Source organism: Marinobacter sp. 1_MG-2023 (assembly GCF_030549045.1).
In the GTDB taxonomy this organism is placed as follows: Bacteria; Pseudomonadota; Gammaproteobacteria; order Pseudomonadales; family Oleiphilaceae; genus Marinobacter.
Genome location: NZ_JAUOST010000001.1, coordinates 630,142 through 653,995, shown reverse-complemented (window position 1 = coordinate 653,995; position 23,854 = coordinate 630,142). Strand labels below are relative to the sequence as shown.

Sequence of the window (23,854 nt, the reverse complement as noted above, 5' to 3'; positions counted from 1 at the left end):
TCAATTCTCCCCGGTTGTCAGGTTGATTTCTTTCCAGCGGATTTCAGGCTGGCCACTGTTACCATCAGACCCGTAATAGTTGATGATCTGCATTGCGTATACCGGTGCTGAAGCATCTTCGGAATCACTGTCGATGAGGTATACCCGGAAGTTTGGCCATAGCTTGTGGGCACCCTGAAGGTTGTAGGCATACCAGCTACTGGCTGCAAACAGGCCACCTGTTGAGTCCGGGGCATACGCCCGTACAAGGGATTCACCAGTAGCATTATCAATCGTTGCGCTTGTGTAAGCTGACAGCTCTGCCCAGGGAATCGGGCCAAGCGCCCCGCCCTGGCCAGACCCGGACGGCCCACTGTTTGTCTTGAGGTACCACTCCCGGCCGGAAAAGCCGATCAGCACATCCCAGGTTTCAGAGGTAGCACAATCAACAGCGACACCGGTATCGAAATCGAAACAGGCATCGCCGCCATCGTATTCCGCAGGCTGCGTAAAGCTGACTGTTGAACCCGAAAGCTGGGTAGTGCCCGCAACTTGAACCTCAAACTCCAGGTTGAAGCTCTCAATGCCGCCCCCGGTTCTGGTCGGGAAATTAAAATCCAGAATTCGCATACGGGCATAGCTGTCCCCTTCAGCGGAACGAACCAGATAGCCTATATCGGGAACCTCAGAAATAACGCCTCCGTCGCCGTATACAGACCAGCCGTCGCCAAATGCATAGACCACATCATCGGAGGTCCAGCTTTCAGGGACAGAAAAAGAACTCTTCATATGATCCAGTTCCCCGTCGGCTGTCGCGCCAACAAACTTGTTCAGATCAGGATCCCCGGCCGCATCATAAAACTCAGCCTGTTCATCTCCTACCGCCCCCGCCACCCTGCCATTGCCAGAAGCCCCGGAGTTAAGCTGCACGCTGGTGCGGTTGAACGCCAGATCCCAGTCCCCATCACTGGAGACCACCTCTCCTGTGGCCAGGTTCAGGTACTGGGTCTCGGCTCTGGCGTCAATCACTAGTTGGTTATAGTCGGTACCTGACTCTCCGCCATCATCCGCTTCTCCGTCTATCTGGTTATCACTGCCACCGCCACACGCGGCCATCACCAGGCCAAGAGCGGGAGCCAGATACTTCAGTTTGTGCTGATCCATGTCATGGTTCCTTATTGTTGAATTGGATATGGCTGTCATTGACTGCCAAGAGTCATAGAGAAGCCGGTATAGAGGAATCGCCCGGCAACTGGTTGGAAATCGTCAGGATCGGAGAAGTCACGCTGGGTATCGGCAAGGTTGTCTATGCCCGCAAACAGCTTCAGCTCTGGAAGTAGCCGGTAATTGAACTTCAAATCGATTGCGCTATAAGCGGGGGATTTGCTACCCAGAGAGGCATCCACGTACTCGGAGCTTTGGTGACGAGCCCTTACAGACCATGACAAACCCCGCAGGCCAGTAAGACCATCGATAGAAGCCTGCAGCTGATGTCGGGGGCGGCGATTGAGGTCGTCCCCCGTTGCAACATCTTCCGTTTCAGTCCAGGTATACCCGGCAGAGACGCGCCAGTCTTCAGATATATCCCAGCCCACGGTGGACTCAAGCCCCCAGGTTCGGGCTTTATCAATGTTGCTGTAGTGGTAGACCTGAACATTATCCGAGCGGGCAGCCGTTGCATCCCGGTCTAAACTTGTCTGAATCAAGTCATCGATATCGTTGAAAAAACCGTTTACATCAAACCAGACCTTTTTCTCAAAATGACCGCCAATGCCAAGCTGATAACTAACAGATGATTCAGGCTCAAGCTCCGGATTACCGTTAACGATGTAGCCCAGCTGGCTGTGGTCAAAGCGATAATGGCGCTCTTTCAGGTTAGGAACGCGATAGCCCGAGCCAACGCCAACCCGAACGAAGCTGTCAAACCCCTCTCCATCCTCGAAATCGAGGCGGGCGTTGATCTTCGGGGCCAGGTGAGTACCAAAGTCTGAATCCCGTTGCCCGCGCAGGCCGGTGACCAGCTCCAGGTTGTCCAGAACAAACCAGGTATCCTGAACCCAGAGTTCATAACCCTCTCGGGAGAACTCTTCATTACCGGCGAGCTCGGAGATGCCATCCTTATACTGCTCAAGTGTTTCACGGCTCAGATCTGTGCCAACCTGGACGCTGTGGGCATCACCGATTGCTGCTTCAACATGCCCGGAAGCCTGGGAGAGGGAGCTATCTGCTTCTCGCTGGTCAAAGGTGCCTGCAACGGAAAATTTGGATGTATCATCACTCAATTGCTCGTGCAGCAACGCCCAGTGCCCACGCAACCCAGCACCGTTACCGTGATCCCCTGACAGGGTGGTTCTGAGCCGACGCACGTCTTCGTCTTTACCTTGATTAATGGTGCCCCCGGGAAGTGTACTGAAGCGGGAACCGGAGCTTTCATCAAACACTGACCCCGACCAGGTGAACTTGTTGCCCCCGTCCGGCCGCCAATCCACACGCACCGTTGCATCGTTGCGATCGTACTCGTCCCCGGGGCGCGCCCAGGTTTCCGGCTCCGGATCGATGCCATCAGAGTGCTGGGATGACCCCGACAACCGCACACCCCAGCGTTCATTACCGGCAGAAACTGCCGCGCGGCCGCTATAACGTGCTGGGTCCCATTTATCACCAGAGGGGTTTTGGTCGCCGTAGGTACCGGCATCTGCGGAGAAGGTTCCTTTGATTCCTGAATCCACACGACGGGTAATCACATTAACAACCCCACCCATGGCGGCACTGCCGTACTGTGCAGAAACGGCCCCTTTCACCACCTCAATCCGTTCGATGTCGAGTACCGCAAGCTGGCTCACATCGACGGCAGAGCCCGTGGTGGCGCTCAAAGGCATCCCATCCACCAGCACCAGCACACGGTCCGCATCAATGCCCTGCAACCACACTTCATAGCCCGGCTTGCCGTGTATTTCGCGCAATAGCAGGCCGGGTACGTTTATAAGCGCTTCTTTGAGGTTCCGTGCATGAGTGTTTTCAATCTCCTTGGCGGTAACCACCTCCGTACGCACCGGGGTATCAAGAACCGTTCGTTCACTGCGGGTTCCAGTAACGACAAGCTCATCCAGATACCCGGCAGCATGGAGAGGTGTGGAGACTGCGATCACTGCAAGTATCGAGAGCGGATACAGCCCGGCATGTGGCCGACGACAAGCGGAAAATTCCAAAGCAAATCCCCGTAAGCGTTAATACGAATACGAGTAATTCTCATTCAATAGATAACTTAAATCAAGGACTTTGCGAATGAGATTCGTTTTTATTCCTGGATGCCCATGAAAACGGTAGATTTTGGAGCGGTAGAAACGAAATAGCCCGGCGATTGCCGGGCTATTCGAAGAGCGGTTCAAAGGAAGGCAGGATCAGTGCGTCTTCTGCTCTTCCCCTGCTTCTCCAGTTGCCTCTTCCTGCTTGCGCTGGAGCGCCTGAGCATAAATGGCATCAAAGTTAACCGGTGCCAGCATCAATGCCGGGAAGCTGCCTTTGTTAACGACGCCATCGATAGCTTCGCGAGCATAAGGGAACAAAATCGTCGGGCAGTAAGCGCCCAGCATCTGGCCAAGCTGTGGCCCTTCGATGCCAGCCACGAGGAATACGCCCGCCTGCTGGATCTCAACAATATAAGCGACTTTTTCACCTATCTTCGCCGTAACCGTCAGAGAAAGTACAACCTCATACTGATTGTCACTGACTTTGTTGTGCGCGGTGTTCAAATCCAGGTTCACCTGAGGCTTCCACTGTTCCTGAAATACCACCGGCGAATTCGGCGACTCAAAAGACAGGTCCTTCACGTAGATACGCTGCAGGGCGAACTGCGCCTGGTTCTGGTTCTCACTGCCTGCGGCGGCTTGCTGATTCTCAGCCATGTTCAATCCTTTCCCTTTCGAAGAGTGGGCTCAAAGCCCATTATTATAGTTACATCTGCCGGAGCATTCTAATGCCTGGCGGCGCGCGGTTAGGTGAAACAGTGCGTCAGATCGGCGCTCAGATCAAGCTCCGTAGCTGCCCTTACTTTTTCACCAGCGGCAAGTTGCTGGCTTTCCAGTCACTGACTCCGCCGTTCAGGCGTACCACGTTAGCGTACCCTTCAGCGTTGAGCTGTTTAACTGCCATGGCGGAATGCTGGCCCATCTTGTCCGCGACGATAATCTGCTTGTCTTGATGCTTTTTCAATTCAGCGGCGCGACTTTTCAGACTATTCAGCGGGATATTGATCGAGCCAGTGATACGGCCCTCACCAAACTCTTTGCGGTCGCGTATATCAACCACTATCGCTTCGTCCCGGTTGATCAGGCTGACGGCGCCCTGAGCAGAAATCTTGGAGCCCCCGCGACGGGATTCCAGAATCAGGATGGCAACCAGAAAAGCCACAAAAAGCGACGCGAGAATGTAGTGGTTAACGACGAATTCAAACAACCGATCCATGAGGTTACCCTGACAATGAGTTTGGCGGGATTATACACAGCCTGCTCGTCAGACAGAAGGTAACCAGAAGGTAACGCGACAGGTGGCGACTGTGGCCTCTAAATGCGAAAATAGATAAGCTCGACTATTGGTTTCGTAAACTTACCAGCATTTTACTTCCGGATTGAATGATGACAGCAAAACGCAAGCCGACAGCATTGATTATTCTCGACGGCTGGGGCCATCGTGATCCCGCCGATGACAACGCCATCAGTAACGCAAAAACACCCTTCTGGGACAAGCTCTGGCAGTCCCGTCCAAAGGCGCTGATCAATACTTCAGGCATGTTCGTCGGGCTACCTCAGGGCCAGATGGGCAACTCGGAAGTCGGGCACATGAATATCGGCGCGGGGCGAGTGGTTTACCAAAGCCTCACCCGCATTGATAAAGATCTGGAAACTGGTGCATTTAACGAGAACAAAGTTCTATGCTCGGCAATCGACAAAGCCGTAAGCAATGGTGGTGCGGTTCACCTGATGGGGCTGCTATCACCTGGCGGGGTTCACTGCCACGAAGACCACGTGCTTGCCGCCGCTGAGCTTGCCGCCTCGAGAGGCGCAAAGGAAGTGTATGTGCACGCATTTCTTGATGGCCGGGACATGCCGCCCCGCAGTGCACGTCCTTCTCTGGAGAAGGCTGCGGCAAAGCTTGAAAGCCTGGGTGTCGGCCGGGTGGCATCCATTGTTGGGCGCTATTTCGCGATGGACAGGGATAACCGCTGGGACCGGGTTGAAAGCGCCTATAATCTGATGACTCTGGGCGATTCCGAATTTACAGCAACCGACCCCATCGCCGGCCTCGAACAGGCGTATGAGCGTGGCGAAAACGATGAATTTGTAAAACCGACCCGCATCCGGAATCCCGGCGAGCCTGAAGCTACAATCAACGATGGCGACGCAGTACTGTTCATGAACTTTCGCGCTGACCGCGCCAGGGAAATGACTCGCGCCTTTGTAGATGAGAGTTTCGACGGATTCGACCGCCGTAAGCACCCGCAACTGGCCGATTTTGTCATGCTTACCGAGTATGCGGCAGATATCAAAACCTCATGCGCCTACCCGCCAGAACAACTGGTCAATGGCCTTGGCGAGTATGTCGCCGGGCTTGGTAAAACCCAGCTTCGCATTTCAGAAACCGAGAAGTACGCGCACGTAACCTTCTTTTTCAATGGCGGGCTGGAAACACCCTTTGCCGGCGAAGACCGGATTCTGGTGCCCTCCCCAAAAGTAGCCACTTACGACCTGCAACCGGAGATGAGCGCGCCGGAAGTTACCGATAAACTGGTAGAAGCCATCAAGAGTGGCAAGTACGACCTTGTGGTGTGTAACTACGCCAACGGAGATATGGTCGGCCATACCGGAAAACTGGACGCAGCAGTCAAGGCGGCAGAATGCCTCGACGAGTGCGTGCGACGAGTCGTTGAGGCTCTGGATGAAGTTGGCGGCGAAGCACTTATCACCGCTGATCACGGCAACTGCGAGCAGATGGCCGATCCCGATTCGGGGCAAGCCCATACCGCCCACACTATTGGGCCTGTGCCACTGGTTTACACAGGCAATCGTAACGTAAGTCTGAAACAAGACGGCAGCCTGAGCGATGTGGCACCGTCGCTGCTGACGTTAATGGGCCTGGAACAACCGAAAGAAATGACCGGGCACAGCCTGGTCCAGATCGGTTGATTCAAAAGCAGGTCTTGCCATTGCGTCTGACTGCGCTACTGGCGCTCGCACTCATGCTTACACTGGGTGCAGCGCCGGCAGTATCCGAGCAAGAGGTTACACCAGCCCAGATTGAAGACCTCAAGGAACGCATTGAGGACATTGATGACTGGCTGGCAGATGCCGAAGACGATCGCTCCTCCCTGGAACGACAGCTGGCTGCGACCGAACGCACGATCAGCCGTTTAACCCGGGAGCGTCGAACCCTGCGCGAGCAGGTGAAAACGCAACAACGACGCCTCAACGAGCTCCAGGGAGAGGAGCGTGAGCTGACGCGAACACTGGAGCAGCAACGCGAAAGCCTCAAGCAACAGATCCGCACAGCCTGGATGGAAGGTGACGCGCCCGCTGTAAAAGTTCTGCTTAATGAAATTAATCCGGACAACATTGCCCGGACCATGACCTACTATGAATATCTCAGTCGCGATACCGTCGGACGGCTGGAAGACTTCCGCAAAAATTTACAGGAACTGAAAGCGACACAAGCTGCTGCGCAAAATACCCGCGCCGAGCTGGCAAAAACCGAGGAAGGCGTTATTGAGCGCCAGAAGAAGCTGCAAGCCTCCCGCGAGGAACGCGAGCAAACCCTGGCCGCACTTGAGCAGGACATCCGCAGCCGTCGTAACGAAAAAGTTGAGCTTGAATCGGATCGCAAGCGTTTGGAGAACCTGCTTTCGGAAGTACAGCAGGCCATTGCCAACATTCCGTCCCCCAACGAATCCCAGCCCTTCTCATCGCTCAGAAACAAACTTCCCTGGCCGGCGCAGGGAAAGGTCACCAGCGGGTTCGGCGACAAGTATGCGGATGGCAAGCTGAGAAGAAATGGCCTGATCATCCAGACCAACGAAGATGCAGAAGTAAAAGCCATTCATTACGGCCGAGTTGTGTTTGCTAACTGGCTCCGGGGCTTCGGACTTATAACAATTATTGATCATGGCGATGGCTACATGACACTCTATGGCCACAGCAGCAGCCTGTTTACCAGCCCTGGCGACTGGGTTGCCGCCGGAGAGGCCATTGCATTGGCCGGCCGCACCGGCGGCACGGACAACCCGGCGCTCTATTTTGAGGTACGCCATAACGGCAAACCGGATAACCCGGGGCGCTGGCTCGGCAAGTGAACCGTTGCAGGGCTGACAAACGCGCCCGCTGACGCCATACTGTCGGCAACAGGGAACTCCGCCCAACTTTCTGCTCAACTACCGGAATAACCACGGGATATGTGAATGAGACGGGTCCAAAGAACACACCAAGCCTTACCTTTGCGCTCTGCCATACTTGCCGCCTGTTTCATTACCTTTCCCGGACTGGCCTTCGCCCAGGACAATCCTTCAGATAGCACGAGGATTCTGGAAGGCATTCAGGATGGCGAGCGTGTTGAAATCACCCTGCCCGATCCGGAAAAGCAGTTGCCGCTGGATGACCTTCGGAAGTTCACTGAAGTTTTCAGTCGCATCAAGGCCGCCTATGTCGAAGAAGTGGACGACACACAACTGCTGGAAAGTGCCATCAAGGGCATGCTCTCGGATCTGGACCCGCACTCAACCTATCTGGCACCGCAGGATTATGAAAAGCTGGAAGAAAGCACCTCCGGTGAATTTGGTGGCCTGGGCATAGAAGTCGGCATGGAAAACGGCTTCATAAAGGTTATCGCACCCATTGACGATACACCTGCCCAGCAGGCGGGCGTTCAGGCCGGTGACCTGATCATCAAACTCGATGAGAAACCAGTGAAAGGCATGAGCCTCGAAGAAGCGGTTCAGCTGATGCGCGGGAAGCCTGGGACAATACTCACTCTTACCATTATGCGTGAAGGTGAGAACGCACCCGTAGAAATTGACGTTGAGCGCGATGTAATCAAGGTCACCAGCGTTAAGAGCCGCATGATTGAAAACGGTTACGGTTACGTTCGTCTGACCCAGTTCCAGGCGGAGACTGGAGGACAATTCACCAAAGCGCTGACAGAGCTCAGGGAAGATCATGGCGGCACTCTCGACGGGCTGGTGCTCGACCTTCGAAATAACCCGGGTGGCGTATTACAGGCTGCTGTCGCAACGGCAGACGCACTGCTGGATGAAGGGCTGATTGTCTACACCGAAGGCCGGATTCAGAGCTCGCGCCTTCGCTTCAGTGCCAAAGACGGCGACATCATGGCTGGCACACCCATTGTTGTTCTGATCAACGGAGGCTCTGCGTCTGCGTCAGAAATCCTTGCGGGCGCTCTGCAGGACCACAAACGGGCTGTCATCATGGGCACCCAGTCTTTTGGCAAGGGCAGCGTGCAGACGGTGATTCCTCTGGATGAAACCCACGCTATCAAAATGACAACAGCGCGTTATTACACCCCCGATGGTCGCTCTATACAGGCCACCGGCATCAAGCCGGATATAGAAGTGCGGCCGGCAGAACTCAAGGAACTTGATAGCCGTCCATTCTTTACCGAGGCAGATCTGAGCGGCCACCTGATTGGCCAGGATGAAGATACGGAGAATAACAACAAAGAGCAGAAGGCCGAGAACCAGGTCGTCTCCATCATCGACCGCGACTACCAACTGCGCTCAGCACTTAACCTTCTGAAAGGCCTGAACATCCTCGATCACAAGGGAGCGGACGCAACACAGTGAAATCATCCATGATCCTGGCCCTCGCGGTTCTGATGAGCCTGGTCGCCGGCGCGGCGTCTGCCGAACCGGCATCACATGATGTCCCGCCAACCATCGCCATCATCATCGATGACATGGGGCATAACCTGCACGAAGGTGAGCGCCTGGCCAAACTGGATCAACCACTGACGCTGGCGTTTCTGCCCTATCGCCGGCATACAGACGCTCTTGCTCGCCTGGCACACGGTCGTGACAAAGAGATCATGCTGCACGCCCCCATGGCCAACACCCGGAATTTCGGCCTTGGCCCTGGCGGGTTAACGCCAGACATGGATGAGCAAAGCCTGACAACTACCTTGCGCCGCGCCCTGCAATCCATCCCCTATGTACAGGGGGTAAATAATCATATGGGCAGCCTTCTGACCCAGCAGCTCAGACCCATGGACTGGGTGATGAAAGAACTGTACCGCTATCCGGTTTATTTTGTTGATAGCCGAACTATTGCGTCATCAGTTGCCGGTGAAGTTGCTGAGGCTTATCAGATCCCGACCATGACACGAGACGTGTTTCTGGACCATGAGCAAACAGAAGAGTTTGTCGACCAGCAGTTCAAAGAACTGGTCCGGCGGGCAAAGGAGAATGGCAGCGCAGTCGGCATCGGCCACCCACACACAGTGACCGTCGACTATCTTGAAAAACATCTTCCATTACTGGATGAACAAGGCATAGCCATCGCCACGATTAGCGGGCTTTGGGCTATTCGCAACAACAATCAGAGAATGTTTGCTGAAGGAGAAAAGCAAACCATACGGCCTGCTTTCGCCAAAAAGAACTAATCCCGTACTTCGATTCCCTGGGCCTTCATAAAGGCTTTGGCTTCAGGAATTGTGTGCTCACCAAAGTGAAAAATCGAGGCCGCTAGCACGGCATCTGCACCGCCCCTGGTTACACCATCCGCCAGATGCTGCAGCTCGCCCACACCGCCTGAAGCAATTACAGGAACAATCACAGCATCGGTCACAGCGCGGGTCAGGCCCAGATCAAAACCGACCTTGGTGCCATCCCTGTCCATGCTTGTCAGCAATAGCTCGCCAGCACCCATTTCTACCATCTTGCGCGCCCACTCCACCGCATCCAAACCTGTTGGTTTGCGGCCACCATGGGTAAAGATTTCCCAGCGCAGCTCTTCGCCTTCAGCACTGACCTGCTTCGCATCGATAGCCACGACAATACACTGGCTGCCAAAGCGGTCAGCTGCTTCACGCACAAACTCAGGGTTGAATACTGCAGCAGTATTGATGGCTACCTTGTCGGCGCCTGCGTTCAACAGCTTACGGATATCATCCACGGTACGAACACCACCGCCAACCGTCAACGGAATGAATACCTCCGCTGCCATACGTTCCACCGTCTCATAGGTGGTATCACGGCTTTCATGGCTTGCTGTGATATCCAGAAAAGTGATCTCATCAGCACCCTGCTCGTTATAGCGGCGGGCTACTTCTACAGGATCGCCGGCATCGCGGATGTCCACGAAGTTTACGCCTTTTACTACACGCCCTTTATCAACATCCAGACAGGGAATGATGCGCTTCGCCAGTGCCATATTACTTTATCCCTTTCAGCCCTTCAGGCTGTCACAAAATGCCTGGGCTTCTGCAACATCCAGAGTCCCCTCATAAATAGCACGACCGGTAATAGCTCCGACGATACCCTTCCTGGCGACAGGTGCCAGGCGCTTCAGATCGTCCATATTGGTTACGCCACCAGAAGCAATTACAGGAATGCCGCCTTCTTCCGCCAGGGCAGCAGTAGCTTCTACGTTAACACCTTGCATCATGCCATCGCGGTTGATATCGGTGTAAACAATCGCTTCGACACCATCGTTGGCAAAGCGCTTGGCCAGATCCGTTGCCATCACTTCTGACACTTCCGCCCAGCCATCTGTGGCTACACGGCCGTCTTTGGCATCCAGACCCACGATAATGTGACCCGGGAAACGCTTGCACATTTCCGTTACAAACTCCGGCTCTTTGACCGCCTTGGTTCCAATGATCACCCACTGAACACCCGCTTTAAGATAGGCCTCAATAGTTTCAGCGGAACGGATGCCACCGCCAATCTGTATTGGCAAATCCGGGTATTTGCGGGCAATAGCCTGCACAATTTCGCCGTTAACCGGCTCGCCTGCAAAGGCGCCGTTCAGATCCACAAGGTGCAGCCGGCGAGCACCGGCCTCCACCCATCGGGTGGCCATATCAACCGGGTCACCACCAAACACCGTGGAATCTTCCATCCGCCCCTGGCGCAACCGAACACATCGGCCGTCTTTAAGATCAATGGCAGGAATAATCAGCATGTTCCGTTCCAGTCAGTAAAGTTCTTGAGAAGCTGCAGCCCTGCCCTGGCACTTTTCTCCGGGTGGAACTGCACAGCAAAAATGTTATCCCGGGCGACAGCCGCTGCCAGGTCAACACCGTAATGGCTACGCCCTGCGATGTCTGCATTACCTTCTGCCTCAGCGTAGTAACTGTGCACAAAGTAAAACCGGTCACCGTCGGGAATATCCTGCCAAAGCGGGTGTTCCTTGGCGTAGTACACCTCATTCCAGCCCATGTGAGGCACCTTCAGGCGCTCTCCATTCTCTACCAGGTTCTCACCAAAGAAGCGCACTTCAGAAGGAAAAAGGTTGATGCCGTCGACACCACCGTTTTCTTCACTGCGGGACATAAGCGCCTGCATACCAACACAGATACCCAGAAACGGGCGGTCACAGGAGACTTCGCGGACCAGTTCATCAACCCCATGGCGACGCATCTCCGCCATGCAGTCACGGATCGCTCCGACCCCGGGCAGAATTACCCGGTCAGCTTCACGAATTTGGCTTGCGTTGTCGGTTACCAGAACTCTGGTATCCGGGGCTACATGCTCTACCGCTTTGCGGGCAGAGTGAAGGTTCCCCATGCCGTAGTCGATGATGGCAACGGTTTTCATGGTCAGTAAGGTGTCCTTAAGTCGCTAGGAGCGTCGGGTTACAGCAGGCCTTTGGTCGACGGTGTGATTCCCGTCATGCGCTCATCCATTTCAATAGCCACACGCAAGGCGCGACCAAATGCTTTGAACACGGTTTCGATCTGGTGGTGGGTGTTTTTGCCCCGAAGATTATCAATGTGCATGGTCACCATGGCATGGTTGATAAAACCGCGGAAGAACTCTTCGAACAGATCTACGTCAAATCCACCCACTGTGCTGCGGGTATAGGGCACTTCCATAATCAGGCCCGGGCGACCTGAAAGGTCAATCACGACGCGAGAAAGCGCTTCATCCAGAGGGACATAGGCATGCCCATACCGGCGAATACCTTTCTTGTCGCCTACAGCCTGCTTGAAGGCCTGACCAAGGGTAATACCGATATCTTCCACCGTGTGGTGGTCATCAATGTGCAGATCGCCTTTGGAGACGATGGTCAGATCAACCATGCCATGACGGGAAATCTGCTCCATCATGTGGTCGAGAAACGGCACCCCGGTATCGAAACTGGATTTACCGGTACCGTCGAGATTGATTTCAACGCTGATCTGGGTTTCAAGGGTATTTCGTTCTACCCGAGCCTTACGTTCGGCCATGGGGACTCCGTAGCAGATTTAGGTGGCACAACGCCGGAAAACTTGATTCCGGGATTATACCTTTTATGCCCTCAGGAGTCCCACAACCGGGTTAATCGAAACGATAGTCAGTCTTGCTGCAATGAAATCAGAAGGCCTTCTTCAGATTATTCATATACGTATCGACCAAGCTGTTGAATTCATGCTTGATAACCGGGCTGATAGCAAGCTTCAGCAAACCGGGTAGTGGCAGCGTGAGCTCGGCGCTGGTCTGGAATTTTGCGGTGGTCGCCTGGTCGCCTTTTGCCGTCAGTGTCCAGGAGCCGCGTACCACGCCATTACCTTCGCCTTTCACCGGCTCCCAGGTAATCTTACCGGCATCTTTGTCGGCGAAATACTTGCTCGCGTAGACAGACTGGATCGCGTGCTTGTCGATACCTACCTTGTCCATTTCCCAACGGTAGATGTTGTCGCCCAGATCCGTGAGTTTGTGCACTTTCGGAAAATGACTTGCGGAACGAGGCACATCGGCCAGCAACGCAAAAACCTCGTCATAGCTGCCCGGAATTTCAATCTCCCGGTTCAACTCAAGCGAAACAGTGATAGCCACAGCGAACTCCTTTTTTATTTGTACCAAACATTATAGCTGGAAAAGATTGAAAGCATTTTGGCGCAACACTACCGCATTGTCATACTCCTGCCCTGTTATTTTGTTAACCCTGCGTTATCCTTTAGCCTGTTCACACCCGGATTCGAGTTGAATCCAGAAAGCTCCGGCAACAGAAAGGAAGCCTGAATCATGAAAGCCATACGTTATGTGCTGATCGCCATCGTTGCAGTTGTTGTTCTCGCCATTGCCGCGATAGCTATTGCCATGGCCGTAATAGACCCGAACGACTACAAGCCACAGATCGAAAACGTTGTTGAGGAACACACCAACCTTGACCTCATTCTGGACGGAGATATCGGCTGGTCGTTTATTCCTCTCGGGCTGGAGCTGAATGATGTAGAAGCCACCCTCGACGGTGAACGCTTCATTGCACTCAATCAATTAGTGGCGCAAGTCGACTTCTGGTCTCTTATCGCCATGTCGCCCCAGGTCAGCACCTTTGTGCTGGACGGCCTGGATGCGAACCTGAGCATCAACGAACAGGGAGAAGGCAACTGGACGCGTATCATGCCAGAGCCCTCGACAGATGCTGCGCAACAGGATGTTGCCACCAAATCTGAAGATACGCCAGATTCGGAGGCTGAACAAGCCAGCGGCGAGGCACTTAACTTCAACGTCGACAACGTCCAGATCAGTAATGCGCAAGTGCACTACAGTGATCTGAGTACTGGCCAGGAAGTCACACTCCAGGACTTCACCGTCAACGCCAGCGACATTACCCTGGGCTCCGAATTTCCACTGGAAATCGGTTTTCGTGTTGAGACAGCCCAGCCACAATTCGCCGTAGACGGGAACATTGAGGTCCGCCTGGCGGCCAATGAAGCTTTGAACGACTTTGCTGTTTCCGGTCTGGATGCTGTGTTCGAGATGAGCGGCGAACCCTTGGGTGGCAAATCAGTAACCGCGACATTGGAAGGCTCAGCGAAAGCCAATCTTGAAAACGAAACCGCGACCCTGAGCGACTTCACCGCAACCCTTGCCAACCTGACTCTTAACACCAATCTCGATGTCAGTGGCTTCGGTGACAAACCAACTCTCGAAGGCCAGGTCGCCATTACCGAATTTTCTCTCAAGGAACTGCTCGACAATCTCGGCCAGCCCGCCATCGAGACAACCGACGAGGGCGTTCTCGAGGCTATCGCGTTTTCCACAAACATTGACGGTGCCGAAGGTAAGCCGGCGCTGTCTGATCTTGTGATCACGCTGGATGACACCACATTTAAAGGCTCGGGTAGCTATAACCTCGCAAACGGCGGCATCGTGTTTGATCTTCAGGGCGACAAGCTTAATGCTGACCGCTACCTTCCGCCGGCAGCAGAGGGAGACGCCACAGAAGCAACAACTGAAGCCCCGGCTCAAACAGCCGGCACAGGCCCTGAAGGCGACTTATTACCACTAGAGACCCTTCGCAGCCTGCTGTTGGATATCGACTTCGGGTTGGGAGAGTTGATCGTAAGCAACCTGAGCATTAATGAAATCAAGGCCAGCACAACTGCCAACAATGGCCTGCTGAAAGTGGACGAATTCAGCGGCAAGCTTTATGAAGGTGGCTTTGATGCCAACGTCACCATCGACGCACGCACCGACACCCCGAAGTGGACCGTCAACTCTGATGTGAGCAACGTTCAAACCCTCCCGCTGCTGGCAGATCTCGCAGAGGTCACCATGCTTTCCGGTGGCGCCAACCTCAAGGTTAATGCGACCACCTCAGGAAACCGCATCTCCGTTCTGCGGGATCAGGCCGATGGGCAGGTCAGTTTTAATCTTGCGGAGGGTGAGTTCCGCAATATGAACCTGACCCGTATGGCTTGTCAGGGAATTGCCCTGGTCAACGGGGACGAACTCACCACCACCGACTGGGGTGAAACAACACCGTTCAATGACATGCACGGCACTCTGGACATCAACGGCAACGTCTTCGATAACACAGATCTGGTCGCGTCTTTGGCGGGCATGCGGCTGGAAGGCAACGGAACTGTCGACTTGAAGCAGACCCTCGTGGATTACGAGCTTGGCCTGCGCATCGTAGGCGAAATCCATAGGGATAATGCATGCCGGGTAACCGAGTACGTGGAAAATGTCGTGATGCCTGTTGAGTGTCGCGGTGATTTCTCGGAAGGCGCTGCCAGCCTTTGTTCTTTTGACGGCTCCCGCTTCCGCGATACATTGAAAGACATTGCGGAAAACGCTGCACGCGCAAAGGCTCAGGAAGAAATCGATGAGGCCAAAGGCAAAGCTGAAGAAAAAGTCCGCGAAAAGCTGGAGGAACAGCTTGGCGAAGGCGCGGGCGACTCAGTAAAAGACGCCCTGAAAGGCCTGTTCAAGTGACATCAGGCAGCTTCGCCGAAAACCTTCTGACATGGTACGACCAACACGGCAGGCACAACCTGCCGTGGCACCATGACCGCAATGCCTATCGAGTGTGGGTTTCTGAAATCATGCTTCAGCAAACCCAGGTGGCAACCGTTATCCCCTACTTTCAGGCGTTCATAGAGCGCTTCCCGGATGTGCAGTCTCTGGCCGAGGCACCGGTTGATGACGTACTCAGCCACTGGTCGGGACTCGGCTATTACGCCCGGGCGCGTAATCTGCAGAAAGCCGCTCAAACCGTCATGGAGGATTTTGGCGGCACTTTCCCCGGTACCCAGGAAGAACTCGAAAGCCTCACCGGCATCGGCCGCTCTACTGCAGCTGCGATCATCGCTCAAGCATTTGGCAAGCGCGCAGCCATACTTGATGGCAATGTGAAGCGGGTATTGGCCCGCTACCATGCCGTTCCCGGGTGGCCTGGCCAAACCTCAGTGCTGAAACAGCTCTGGGAGCATGCTGAGGCACATACCCCGAATGAGCGGGTTCGAGACTATACCCAGGGCATCATGGACCTGGGTGCAATGGTTTGTACCCGCAGCCGCCCAGCATGCCACGACTGCCCTCTACACGGGGGTTGTACCGCCTACGCAAGAAAAGAAACCAACCTCTACCCCGGTTCCAAGCCTAAAAAAGCCAAGCCTGAAAAAACAACCTGGATGGTCATCCTGGAAGACCACGAAGGCCGCATTCTACTGGAACGGCGCCCGCCCAGCGGAATATGGGGCGGCCTGTGGAGCCTGCCGGAACTGGACCCAGCCTTCGGCCCAGATGAACTTCAGGAGGCCTGCGAGCAAAAGCTCGGGCTGGACTGCGACGAGCCGGAATTAATCAGCGGGTTCCGCCACACATTTTCCCACTACCACTTACACATCCAGCCCGCCAGGTTGGGCGTGACCGGGCAGAACACCCTGAGAGATGACGGCCAACAGAAATGGCTGCACAGACACGAAGCGCTGAGCCTGGGCTTGCCGGCACCGATCCGTACACTGCTCACAAACCCGGAACAAGGCACCCTGCCTGGATAACAGTGCACCCGCACGTTCAATCGGCACTATCTGTTATCATCCGGCCAATCGCACATCGCACTTATCAAGACAGGAGCGAATATGAGCCGCACAGTTTTCTGCCGCAAGCACCAGAAAGAACTTGAAGGCCTGGACTTTCCGCCCATGCCCGGCGCAAAAGGCCAGGACATCTACGACAACATTTCCAAACAGGCCTGGGAAGAGTGGCAACACCAGCAAACCATGCTGATCAACGAAAAGCACCTCAGCCTGATGGATCCGAACACTCGCAAATACCTGCAGGCGCAGATGGAGCACTACTTCAACAATGAGCCTTTCGACAAAGCCGAAGGCTACGTGCCGCCGGAGCAATAACGCCAGATTGATCAAAGCCTGACCAAGCCTGAAAAGATTCAGAAATTTTTCCGGACCGGCCTTGACTCACTACCCCGAAACCGGTTTAATAGCGCCCCGTTGCACAGCAGTATAGCAACTTGCCCGGATAGCTCAGTTGGTAGAGCAGAGGATTGAAAATCCTCGTGTCGGTGGTTCGATTCCGCCTCCGGGCACCATTAAGAATTCAGATGAAACCCGCCTTGTGCGGGTTTTGTTGTTTCTGTGCTCCACGTTTTCTCTCCCGCTACAAAGCAGTAGGCGAAAAATAGGACCCAACCCCATCTCCGGCTACCCCCAACTAGAACCAAGCCTTCCGTCGCAATAAGACAAAAAAGTGTCGCATTAGAGCAATGCTTTTTTTAATCAGCCGATGTAACGTCAAGCTACTAATAAAAAGAAAGGGGCCAACAATGGCTGATCACTATGTAGCTTTCTCTATCCCGTTTTTTCTACTGTTCATTGCCCTGGAATCACTCTTCTTCTGGCGAAAAAGCCGAACCAGGCTGCGGCTGAACGACAGCCTTACCAACATGAGCTGCGGCATTGTTACGCTGGTTTTCGAGCTTTTTACCAAAGGTGGGCTGCTCCTGTTTTTTGCCTTTCTGTCCAACAGTTTTGGCCTGATTGAATGGAGTATGAGTTCGCCCTTCACATGGATTCTGTTTTTCTTCGTTTTCGACTTTTTCTACTACTGGGGCCACCGCCTGTCTCACACTGTGAACTTTATGTGGAGCGGTCACCTGCCTCATCACCAGAGCGAAGAGTACAATTTCACTGTCGCTCTGCGGCAAGGTGCATTTCAGGACACCCTGATGTTCCCCGTATTTATTCCGATGGCTTTGGTGGGCTGTCCTGTCGAAGTATTTGCAACCGTGCTGGTGCTGAACAAGATCTTCCAGTTCTGGATACACACTCGCTCCATTGGTCGCATTCCTCCCATTGAAGGTATTATTAACACGCCCTCAGCCCATCGCGTTCACCATGCGGTTAATACCCGCTACGTCGACAGGAACTACGGCGGTGTAATCATGCTATGGGACAAGCTTTTCGGCACCTGGGCTGAGGAGAGTAGAGACGAACCCTGTATTTTTGGCGTGCGCAAACCCTATCGAAGCTGGGACCCGATATTCGCTCATGTGGATTGGTGGGCAAGACTGTGGAAAGACGCCGTGAATACCCAAAGATGGCGAGATAAAATCAAACTCTGGTTCATGCCAACGGGCTGGCGCCCTGCAGATGTTGCGGAATCCGATCCCTGGCAGCCCTATGACATCGAAAACTATAAAAAATACGACCCTGACGCGAGCTTCTGGAATAAAGCCTTCGCAGTCGCCCTATTTTTGGCAACCCTCCCCCTGATCAGTCATCTGCTGGTTGAGCAGTTCAATTTGTCTGTGTGGGAAAAGGCGGGGCTTGCTGGAGTAATACTCACATGTCTCTATACCTGCGCTTATCTGCTCCAGGGAAGCCGGAAGCCGGCATGTAATGAAGCACCTGAGAAGGCAGGTTATTAAAGCCGGGAAACAATAGAAGAACGGGCGAAGGATTTTCGTAAAACCACCTCTCAGGCAGCCTTGCGAAAGTCCTCCATCCGTACACTCTTGTCACGTCTCCGGCTGTATTTGCTTTTATCTTCAACTACACGCATCTGGTATTTCGGAGTTTTAAGGTCCCGCTGCACCGCACTATGCTTTGTGGGCTTTGCCTTTCTTTTCGCCATCGAATATCTCCTTCAGCTGATGGTTTCTACGCCCGGATTATAGCACCTGAGATTTTTTCCCGAGCGTAAGGAGTAACACCCATGCGTTGCAGGGCGTCTCGGGCACCTTCCTATTACCTCGATAACCCGGACACCCTTGCTCTCGCCAGCCTCAGGTCGCTCAGACCTACAAGCACGATACCCAGGCCAATCATGAAAAAGCCGAAAAGGTCGTGATAGCCCGGCATTTCCCCCAAGAGAACCGCTGAGGAAATCAGCCCGACCGCAGGGACCGCCGCAGAGATCAGCGACATAGTGACAGCGGGCAAAGAACGGATAGCCCCGACTTGTGCAGCGACGCACACACCGGAAGCCAGGGCGCCACTGAACAGGATATTGACGAGGAATGCGGGTTCCCAACGTATGCCGGATGTATCTTCAACAAGCAGAGAGAAGGGTATGAGAAACACAAGAGAGGACAATAACTGCCAGGGAATGAGCGAAAGAACATTGCCATGCCACTGGTGCTTGCGGACGTGAATCAAGCCCGCTGTCCAGACCAGCGTAGCCAGCACAATCAGTGATCCACCCAGCAAGGTACCTTCAGATCCCCAGTCAACATCCAGAGGATTAAAAATGGCCATCAGCCCCACCAGCCCAAGAGCTGTTCCGACAACCCTTGGAGCGGTCAGCCGCTCTCCCAGGAACATTGCCGCTGCGGGAACCACCCATATGGGTGAGGTGTAAGCCAGTATCGCGGCCCTGCCCGCGGGCATGAACTGCATGCCCAGAGTCACCAGAGTGATAAAGCCCATGTTCTGGAGAAGTCCCACTGAAAACACTACAGGAATATCCGCACGATGAGGCACCCTAAGAATGCCCATAGCCGCGGCTGTCAGAAACATGGTGATGGTTCCAATGATCATTCGCAGGGTGGTGTAAAGCAGCGGAGAGCTGTATTCCAGCCCAATCTTCATAATGGGGAAATTGATTCCCCAGGTCAGAGCGGTAAAAGCCAGGAGCAGGTACCCGTTACGCCAAGCGTAGCTGGCACCCGCTGCGGGCATGGATTGGGCGGGTTGCGACATTTTCAGTGCTCTACCTTGAGCGCACTTTCATGCCAGTTTCGCAGAGCCCTGTCAGACATCCAGACCATCGCTGCAAACAACAGAATCCCGGTCAGCGTGATCAGAATCAGCGCTGCGAACATTTTAGGAATCTGCAGGTTGTAGCCTGACTGCAGGATCATGTACGCAAGACCCGCTTTGGACCCACCTGTACCTGCGACAAATTCGGCAACAACAGCGCCTATCAGGGCCAACCCGGAACTGATCCGCAAGCCACCAAAGAAGTATGGCAGCGCACCGGGAATCCGCAGGCGCACCAGTTCCTGCCAGCGGCTGGTCCGGTACATACGGAACATACTCAGCAGGTTGGGATCAACACTGCGCAGCCCCAGGGTGGTATTGGAAATGATGGGAAAAATAGCAACAATCACTGCACAAATGGTCAGTGCCCAGGTCGTGTCGTTTACCCAGATAATAATCAAAGGCGCAATGGCCACTACGGGCGTTACCTGCAAGAGTACCGCGTAGGGGAACAGGCTGACCTCAATCCATTTGCTTTGCACAAACAACAAAGAGGCTGCGACACCCAGCACCACAGCGATTACAAAGGCCAGAAAGGTAACTTTCAAGGTCATCAGCAAAGCGTTAAACAGAGAGCTGAAGTCATTCACCAGCGACTGCACGATATCCACAGGGCTGGGCACCAGGTATTTGGGTACATCGAACGCCATGACGCTGACCTGCCATAGCAAAAGAACCAGAACCCCTACCACCAGAGGTGCAGCAATCTGGACAAACCGTTCGTTCCGTATCAGTGGAGTACTCATCAGTGACTCTCCTCCTTGTTCTCACCCATGGCACTGGCGCGCTCAAGGGCCTGCGACACCTGCCGGCAGTAACCGGCAAACTCCGTCGACATCCGAAAATCCGGGGATCGTGGATAAGGCTCATCAATCTTGATGTCATCCACAATCCGCCCCGGGCGTGCAGCCATTACAACCACCCGACTGGACAGATACACCGCCTCATATACGCTGTGAGTGACAAACACGATGGTCCAGCCGTTCTCTTTTCTGAGCTTCAGGACATCGTCGTTGAGTTTGTTTCGGGTCATCTCGTCAAGAGCACCAAACGGCTCATCCATCAACAACAGGTTGGGCTCGGTAACCATGGCCCGGGCGATGGATGCACGCATTTGCATGCCGCCGGAAAGCTCTCGGGGAAAGCTCTCATCAAAGCCTTTGAGCCCTACCATTTCGAGAGCGTCATCAACTTTCTTCTCTGCATCAGCCGAGCCACCCTTATGCTCAAGATCCAGTGGCAGCCGTACATTCTTACGTACCCGAGCCCAGGGCATCAGCGTGGCATTCTGAAAAACAAAGGCCAGCTTACGGCCCTTACTGCCTACTACATCGTAGTCTTGCTCCCACCACTTTACGGTGCCGGTAGTCACTTCACCCAAACCGGCCATGATGCGTAACAGCGTGCTTTTACCACAACCAGAAGGGCCCAGCAGGCTCACAAACTCCCCCTGCTTTACCGCAAGGCCAGCCCCTTTAAGAGCAACCGTGCCATTGCTGTAAACTTTGTTAACCCCTTCCACCTGCAGTATCGGACGTGGAGCCGCTCCCTCCGAAATACTGGCTTCGATTTCCGGTTGCGGTTCTGGAGCCGCCTTCAGCGGCGTAACCTTGTTAGCTGTCATCGTAATGTCTCCGCAGACAGCCGGGCCTGTTTCTGCCCGGCATCAGGATATGTGGTGCGTATGAGCTTAAGGCAGCACCGGTGACTCGGGCAGGAACTCCAGCGTGTAGACCTTGCTCATGTCGAGATCGGCCGATGCCAGGCCTGCCTCTACCATGAAGTCCTTGATCCTGGTCCAACGCTCTTCGGTCATTACGCCAATGCCTTTGGTTTGCGCATCGCCACCGGTGACAAGTTCATATTCCTTTATTTTTTCCAGGCCGTAAGCGAGCTGTTCCGGTGTCATTTCCGGGTTCTCTTGCCGGATCAACTCGTTGCCTTTTTCGGGGGACTCCAGGTAGCTTTTCCAACCTTCCATGCTGGCTTGTACAAAACGTTTCACCACATCGGGACGCTCCTCGATCATATCCGTGGTGGTTTCAATAGTGGTTGCGTATGGAGGGTAGCCATAATCTGAGAGAAGGAAGACATTAGGCTCTACCCCACCTTTCGCAATGGCAAAGGGTTCGGAAGACAGGTACCCCTGCTGAACAATGTTTTCGTTCGTCAAAAATGGCGCGACACTGAAGGTATAAGCGCGGACCACGTCGTCCTCAAATCCGTATTCAGCTTGCAGCCATGGCCAGAACGTTGAGTGGGCAAATGTTGCGAGGTAGATCGGCAAGCCGTCCTCTTTGATTTGCTCGATGGATTCAACGTGCGGATGTGCAATCAGTGACTGGGGATCACCCTGCATGGACGCCGCAACGGTTTTCACAGGCAAGCCTTTTTCAACGGCGTTCACGTTACCAATGGGGTAACCCATCAGCAGGTCATAACGCCCGGAAACCAGCAATTGTGTGCCGTTCACCTGAGGCCCACCCATTTTGATCTCCACATCCAGCCCGTGGTCCTCATAAATACCGGTGGCGAGGGCCTGGTAAAAGCCACCGTGTTCGGCCTGGGCATACCAGTTGGTTCCGAACACGACCTTGTCCAGCTCTTCGGCGGATACCGGCGAAAGCGCTACCAGGCCAGCCAATACCAAGGAGCCAACAGAGGCTGCTCTGAATTTATTCGTCATGGGTACTCTCCTGAGTTAGAGGGTTGCATCATATTTAATTGACCATTTGATCAAGTTTTAAAGCAACCCTCGTGCCACTCGGCGAATCACACAAAAAACACATAGTTTCAGTAGCTTGGATAGACTTCCAGCAGCATTGAATGCACCACGCTGAGCCAGTTCTCAGCCAACTGCTCTGGTTTTGTGCGCACCGAAGCCCACGCACCACCATCAGTCCCTTAGAAACAGCAAGACAAGAAAAAGAAAAGCCGCCCGAAGGCGGCAAAAGGACACAACATTCTGGATCTGAATTCAGGGCGTCAGGTTGAATAGGCAGCCAGCTCAACGGATGCCGGCTCTGGCTCTACCCAACCGGAAAGCCGGGCAACCCGGGCCCCCAGGGCACGGGCGATGGCCAGTTCGTTATCATCTACTCCGCGCGTGCCATCAAAGCCGGTCACTGTGGTGGCACCGTATGGCGATCCGCCCTTTTCCGTATGCACCAACTCCGGAACACTATGAGGCACACCCGCCAATACCATTCCGTGTTGTAAAAAGGGCAGCAACAGGGTTAATAACGTGATCTCGTTACCTGAGTGCATTCCGCCGGTGGATGTAAAGGCCGCTCCAACCTTGCCGATCAAGGCGCCCTGTCGCCAAAGGGGCGCCACCTCATCAATAAACGCGCGCAGTGGTGTACTCATCAAACCGTAACGGGTGGGCGACCCCCAGATAATACCGCGAGCCCACTCAAGGTCTGCAGCGGTCGCCTGGGGCAGTTCTCTGTATTCTTTCTGGGCGGCTATAAAATCAGGCCGCTCCATATCCACACTGAATTCAGGCTCGGTAATTGCCACTCTGCACAGGCGAACCTCGGCACCTTGCGCAACAACGCCATCAGCAATAGCCCTTGCCAAAGCCAGTGTGCTCCCGTACCGGGAGTCAACAACCACGGTTACACGGCTTGGGGTCATAACGCTTTCATACTCCGTGGTTTTGCCAAAAGGTTTCGTGCACTTTCGCGGCTTCACGCTCCAGCACCGGCCCTATGACTTCAACTTCCCGCTGACCCGATGCAAATACCTGTCGGCAAGGCAGGTCGAGGGTCGGATTTTCGGGATGATTACCTGTGATCATCTTCAACTGATGCTCGCTGAGCCCATAGACCAGCCGCCCCAAGCCGGCCCAGTAGGCAGCGCCGGCACACATGCAACACGGCTCAGCAGAAACATACATGGTGCACTTAGCCAGGTAATCCGGCCGCCAGGTCTTGCTTGCGCGGGTCATCAGCACTCGTTCTGCATGGCCTGTCATATCCTGATCAGGCAGGTAGGCATTGCCCTGCTCCATAACCACATTGCCGTCACCATCAACCAGCATGGCAGCAAAGGGATGAACGCCTTCTGCGGCGAGTGAATCGGCTGCCTCAAGCACCCTTCGCATCATAACCAGATCGGCATCATTCAGTTTTTCAAGTTCTGACATATCCTAAAT

General features: G+C 54.3%; 24 protein-coding genes and 1 tRNA gene. 9 read left to right on the top strand and 16 right to left on the bottom strand.

Annotated features, from left to right (window positions below; translation table 11 throughout):
* The 4 genes from Q4606_RS02945 to Q4606_RS02930 form a co-directional block, all read right to left on the bottom strand.
* On the bottom strand, positions 1-1,143 hold the full coding sequence (locus tag Q4606_RS02945) for an HmuY family protein (RefSeq protein WP_303606605.1): 1,143 nt from the start codon (positions 1,141-1,143) through the stop codon (positions 1-3).
* A gap of 35 nt (positions 1,144-1,178) precedes the next feature.
* The gene (locus Q4606_RS02940) at positions 1,179-3,188 is read right to left on the bottom strand and encodes a TonB-dependent siderophore receptor (RefSeq protein WP_303606604.1); all 2,010 of its coding nucleotides are present in this window, start codon (positions 3,186-3,188) and stop codon (positions 1,179-1,181) included.
* 192 nt (positions 3,189-3,380) lie between these two features.
* Positions 3,381-3,884 carry a protein-export chaperone SecB gene (secB, locus tag Q4606_RS02935; RefSeq protein ID WP_303596678.1) on the bottom strand — a complete coding sequence of 168 codons (504 nt, stop codon included), beginning with the start codon at positions 3,882-3,884 and terminating at the stop codon, positions 3,381-3,383.
* A 142-nt stretch (positions 3,885-4,026) separates the two neighbouring features.
* On the bottom strand, positions 4,027-4,443 hold the full coding sequence (locus tag Q4606_RS02930; RefSeq protein WP_303596679.1) for a rhodanese-like domain-containing protein: 417 nt from the start codon (positions 4,441-4,443) through the stop codon (positions 4,027-4,029).
* A 170-nt stretch (positions 4,444-4,613) separates the two neighbouring features.
* Between Q4606_RS02930 and gpmI the strand changes: the two genes are divergently transcribed.
* The 4 genes from gpmI to Q4606_RS02910 all read left to right on the top strand — a co-directional run bounded on the left by gpmI (position 4,614) and on the right by Q4606_RS02910 (position 9,639).
* Positions 4,614-6,161 (top strand): 2,3-bisphosphoglycerate-independent phosphoglycerate mutase, encoded by a 1,548-nt coding sequence (gene gpmI / locus Q4606_RS02925; RefSeq protein WP_303606603.1) that lies wholly within the window; start codon positions 4,614-4,616, stop codon positions 6,159-6,161.
* Between the two features lie 20 nt (positions 6,162-6,181).
* Positions 6,182-7,321, top strand: coding sequence for a murein hydrolase activator EnvC (locus tag Q4606_RS02920; protein ID WP_303596681.1), 1,140 nt, complete (start codon positions 6,182-6,184; stop codon positions 7,319-7,321).
* Between the two features lie 105 nt (positions 7,322-7,426).
* Positions 7,427-8,824: a S41 family peptidase gene (locus tag Q4606_RS02915; protein ID WP_303606602.1), complete on the top strand. Its 1,398-nt coding sequence runs from the start codon at positions 7,427-7,429 to the stop codon at positions 8,822-8,824.
* A gap of 32 nt (positions 8,825-8,856) precedes the next feature.
* Complete coding sequence (locus tag Q4606_RS02910) at positions 8,857-9,639, top strand: divergent polysaccharide deacetylase family protein (RefSeq protein WP_303596841.1); 783 nt, start codon at positions 8,857-8,859, stop codon at positions 9,637-9,639.
* Here Q4606_RS02910 and hisF read toward each other — a convergent pair.
* The 5 genes from hisF to Q4606_RS02885 all read right to left on the bottom strand — a co-directional run bounded on the left by hisF (position 9,636) and on the right by Q4606_RS02885 (position 13,018).
* Positions 9,636-10,409, bottom strand: coding sequence for an imidazole glycerol phosphate synthase subunit HisF (gene hisF / locus Q4606_RS02905; protein WP_303606601.1), 774 nt, complete (start codon positions 10,407-10,409; stop codon positions 9,636-9,638). The genes Q4606_RS02910 and hisF overlap by 4 nt on opposite strands.
* Before the next feature lie 15 nt (positions 10,410-10,424).
* A complete protein-coding gene (hisA, locus tag Q4606_RS02900) occupies positions 10,425-11,162 on the bottom strand; it encodes a 1-(5-phosphoribosyl)-5-[(5-phosphoribosylamino)methylideneamino]imidazole-4-carboxamide isomerase (protein WP_303606600.1) in 738 nt (245 codons plus the stop codon).
* A complete protein-coding gene (gene hisH, locus Q4606_RS02895; RefSeq protein WP_303606599.1) occupies positions 11,156-11,797 on the bottom strand; it encodes an imidazole glycerol phosphate synthase subunit HisH in 642 nt (213 codons plus the stop codon). The genes hisA and hisH overlap by 7 nt, the downstream gene beginning before the upstream one ends.
* A 38-nt stretch (positions 11,798-11,835) precedes the next feature.
* Positions 11,836-12,429 (bottom strand): imidazoleglycerol-phosphate dehydratase HisB, encoded by a 594-nt coding sequence (gene hisB / locus Q4606_RS02890; protein WP_303596686.1) that lies wholly within the window; start codon positions 12,427-12,429, stop codon positions 11,836-11,838.
* A gap of 127 nt (positions 12,430-12,556) precedes the next feature.
* Positions 12,557-13,018, bottom strand: a complete 462-nt coding sequence (locus tag Q4606_RS02885) for an SRPBCC family protein (protein ID WP_303596687.1) — start codon at positions 13,016-13,018, stop codon at positions 12,557-12,559.
* A 189-nt stretch (positions 13,019-13,207) separates the two neighbouring features.
* Between Q4606_RS02885 and Q4606_RS02880 the strand changes: the two genes are divergently transcribed.
* The 5 genes from Q4606_RS02880 (at position 13,208) to Q4606_RS02860 (ending at position 18,362) form a co-directional block, all read left to right on the top strand.
* Positions 13,208-15,406: an AsmA family protein gene (locus tag Q4606_RS02880; RefSeq protein ID WP_303606598.1), complete on the top strand. Its 2,199-nt coding sequence runs from the start codon at positions 13,208-13,210 to the stop codon at positions 15,404-15,406.
* A complete protein-coding gene (gene mutY, locus Q4606_RS02875) occupies positions 15,403-16,473 on the top strand; it encodes an A/G-specific adenine glycosylase (protein ID WP_303606597.1) in 1,071 nt (356 codons plus the stop codon). The genes Q4606_RS02880 and mutY overlap by 4 nt, the downstream gene beginning before the upstream one ends.
* An 81-nt stretch (positions 16,474-16,554) precedes the next feature.
* Complete coding sequence (locus Q4606_RS02870; RefSeq protein ID WP_303606596.1) at positions 16,555-16,827, top strand: oxidative damage protection protein; 273 nt, start codon at positions 16,555-16,557, stop codon at positions 16,825-16,827.
* 121 nt (positions 16,828-16,948) lie between these two features.
* Positions 16,949-17,024: transfer RNA gene (locus Q4606_RS02865), tRNA-Phe, on the top strand.
* A gap of 234 nt (positions 17,025-17,258) precedes the next feature.
* Positions 17,259-18,362, top strand: a complete 1,104-nt coding sequence (locus tag Q4606_RS02860; RefSeq protein ID WP_303606595.1) for a sterol desaturase family protein — start codon at positions 17,259-17,261, stop codon at positions 18,360-18,362.
* A gap of 50 nt (positions 18,363-18,412) precedes the next feature.
* Here the strand turns inward: Q4606_RS02860 and Q4606_RS02855 are convergent, their stop codons facing one another.
* The 7 genes from Q4606_RS02855 to Q4606_RS02825 form a co-directional block, all read right to left on the bottom strand.
* Positions 18,413-18,568: a hypothetical protein gene (locus Q4606_RS02855; RefSeq protein ID WP_303596692.1), complete on the bottom strand. Its 156-nt coding sequence runs from the start codon at positions 18,566-18,568 to the stop codon at positions 18,413-18,415.
* Between the two features lie 113 nt (positions 18,569-18,681).
* Positions 18,682-19,635: a DMT family transporter gene (locus Q4606_RS02850; protein WP_303606594.1), complete on the bottom strand. Its 954-nt coding sequence runs from the start codon at positions 19,633-19,635 to the stop codon at positions 18,682-18,684.
* 2 nt (positions 19,636-19,637) lie between these two features.
* A complete protein-coding gene (locus Q4606_RS02845) occupies positions 19,638-20,441 on the bottom strand; it encodes an ABC transporter permease (RefSeq protein WP_303596694.1) in 804 nt (267 codons plus the stop codon).
* On the bottom strand, positions 20,441-21,319 hold the full coding sequence (locus tag Q4606_RS02840) for an ABC transporter ATP-binding protein (protein WP_303606593.1): 879 nt from the start codon (positions 21,317-21,319) through the stop codon (positions 20,441-20,443). The genes Q4606_RS02845 and Q4606_RS02840 overlap by 1 nt, the downstream gene beginning before the upstream one ends.
* Before the next feature lie 66 nt (positions 21,320-21,385).
* On the bottom strand, positions 21,386-22,381 hold the full coding sequence (locus tag Q4606_RS02835) for an ABC transporter substrate-binding protein (protein WP_303606592.1): 996 nt from the start codon (positions 22,379-22,381) through the stop codon (positions 21,386-21,388).
* 299 nt (positions 22,382-22,680) lie between these two features.
* The gene (gene wrbA, locus Q4606_RS02830) at positions 22,681-23,334 is read right to left on the bottom strand and encodes an NAD(P)H:quinone oxidoreductase (RefSeq protein WP_303606591.1); all 654 of its coding nucleotides are present in this window, start codon (positions 23,332-23,334) and stop codon (positions 22,681-22,683) included.
* A 7-nt stretch (positions 23,335-23,341) separates the two neighbouring features.
* A complete protein-coding gene (locus tag Q4606_RS02825) occupies positions 23,342-23,806 on the bottom strand; it encodes a nucleoside deaminase (protein ID WP_303596842.1) in 465 nt (154 codons plus the stop codon).
* Between the last annotated feature and the right edge of the window lie 48 nt (positions 23,807-23,854).

What these genes read in the sequence shown, in the direction of transcription:
- Q4606_RS02945 (WP_303606605.1), bottom strand. Translation starts at nt 1,143, where the DNA reads ATGGATCAGCACAAACTGAAGTATCTGGCTCCCGCTCTTGGCCTGGTG.
- secB (WP_303596678.1), bottom strand. Translation starts at nt 3,884, where the DNA reads ATGGCTGAGAATCAGCAAGCCGCCGCAGGCAGTGAGAACCAGAACCAG.
- Q4606_RS02930 (WP_303596679.1), bottom strand. Translation starts at nt 4,443, where the DNA reads ATGGATCGGTTGTTTGAATTCGTCGTTAACCACTACATTCTCGCGTCG.
- gpmI (WP_303606603.1), top strand. Translation starts at nt 4,614, where the DNA reads ATGACAGCAAAACGCAAGCCGACAGCATTGATTATTCTCGACGGCTGG.
- Q4606_RS02915 (WP_303606602.1), top strand. Translation starts at nt 7,427, where the DNA reads ATGAGACGGGTCCAAAGAACACACCAAGCCTTACCTTTGCGCTCTGCC.
- Q4606_RS02910 (WP_303596841.1), top strand. Translation starts at nt 8,857, where the DNA reads ATGAGCCTGGTCGCCGGCGCGGCGTCTGCCGAACCGGCATCACATGAT.
- hisF (WP_303606601.1), bottom strand. Translation starts at nt 10,409, where the DNA reads ATGGCACTGGCGAAGCGCATCATTCCCTGTCTGGATGTTGATAAAGGG.
- hisA (WP_303606600.1), bottom strand. Translation starts at nt 11,162, where the DNA reads ATGCTGATTATTCCTGCCATTGATCTTAAAGACGGCCGATGTGTTCGG.
- hisH (WP_303606599.1), bottom strand. Translation starts at nt 11,797, where the DNA reads ATGAAAACCGTTGCCATCATCGACTACGGCATGGGGAACCTTCACTCT.
- hisB (WP_303596686.1), bottom strand. Translation starts at nt 12,429, where the DNA reads ATGGCCGAACGTAAGGCTCGGGTAGAACGAAATACCCTTGAAACCCAG.
- Q4606_RS02880 (WP_303606598.1), top strand. Translation starts at nt 13,208, where the DNA reads ATGAAAGCCATACGTTATGTGCTGATCGCCATCGTTGCAGTTGTTGTT.
- Q4606_RS02870 (WP_303606596.1), top strand. Translation starts at nt 16,555, where the DNA reads ATGAGCCGCACAGTTTTCTGCCGCAAGCACCAGAAAGAACTTGAAGGC.
- Q4606_RS02860 (WP_303606595.1), top strand. Translation starts at nt 17,259, where the DNA reads ATGGCTGATCACTATGTAGCTTTCTCTATCCCGTTTTTTCTACTGTTC.
- Q4606_RS02855 (WP_303596692.1), bottom strand. Translation starts at nt 18,568, where the DNA reads ATGGCGAAAAGAAAGGCAAAGCCCACAAAGCATAGTGCGGTGCAGCGG.
- Q4606_RS02850 (WP_303606594.1), bottom strand. Translation starts at nt 19,635, where the DNA reads ATGTCGCAACCCGCCCAATCCATGCCCGCAGCGGGTGCCAGCTACGCT.
- Q4606_RS02845 (WP_303596694.1), bottom strand. Translation starts at nt 20,441, where the DNA reads ATGAGTACTCCACTGATACGGAACGAACGGTTTGTCCAGATTGCTGCA.
- Q4606_RS02840 (WP_303606593.1), bottom strand. Translation starts at nt 21,319, where the DNA reads ATGACAGCTAACAAGGTTACGCCGCTGAAGGCGGCTCCAGAACCGCAA.
- Q4606_RS02835 (WP_303606592.1), bottom strand. Translation starts at nt 22,381, where the DNA reads ATGACGAATAAATTCAGAGCAGCCTCTGTTGGCTCCTTGGTATTGGCT.
- wrbA (WP_303606591.1), bottom strand. Translation starts at nt 23,334, where the DNA reads ATGACCCCAAGCCGTGTAACCGTGGTTGTTGACTCCCGGTACGGGAGC.
- Q4606_RS02825 (WP_303596842.1), bottom strand. Translation starts at nt 23,806, where the DNA reads ATGATGCGAAGGGTGCTTGAGGCAGCCGATTCACTCGCCGCAGAAGGC.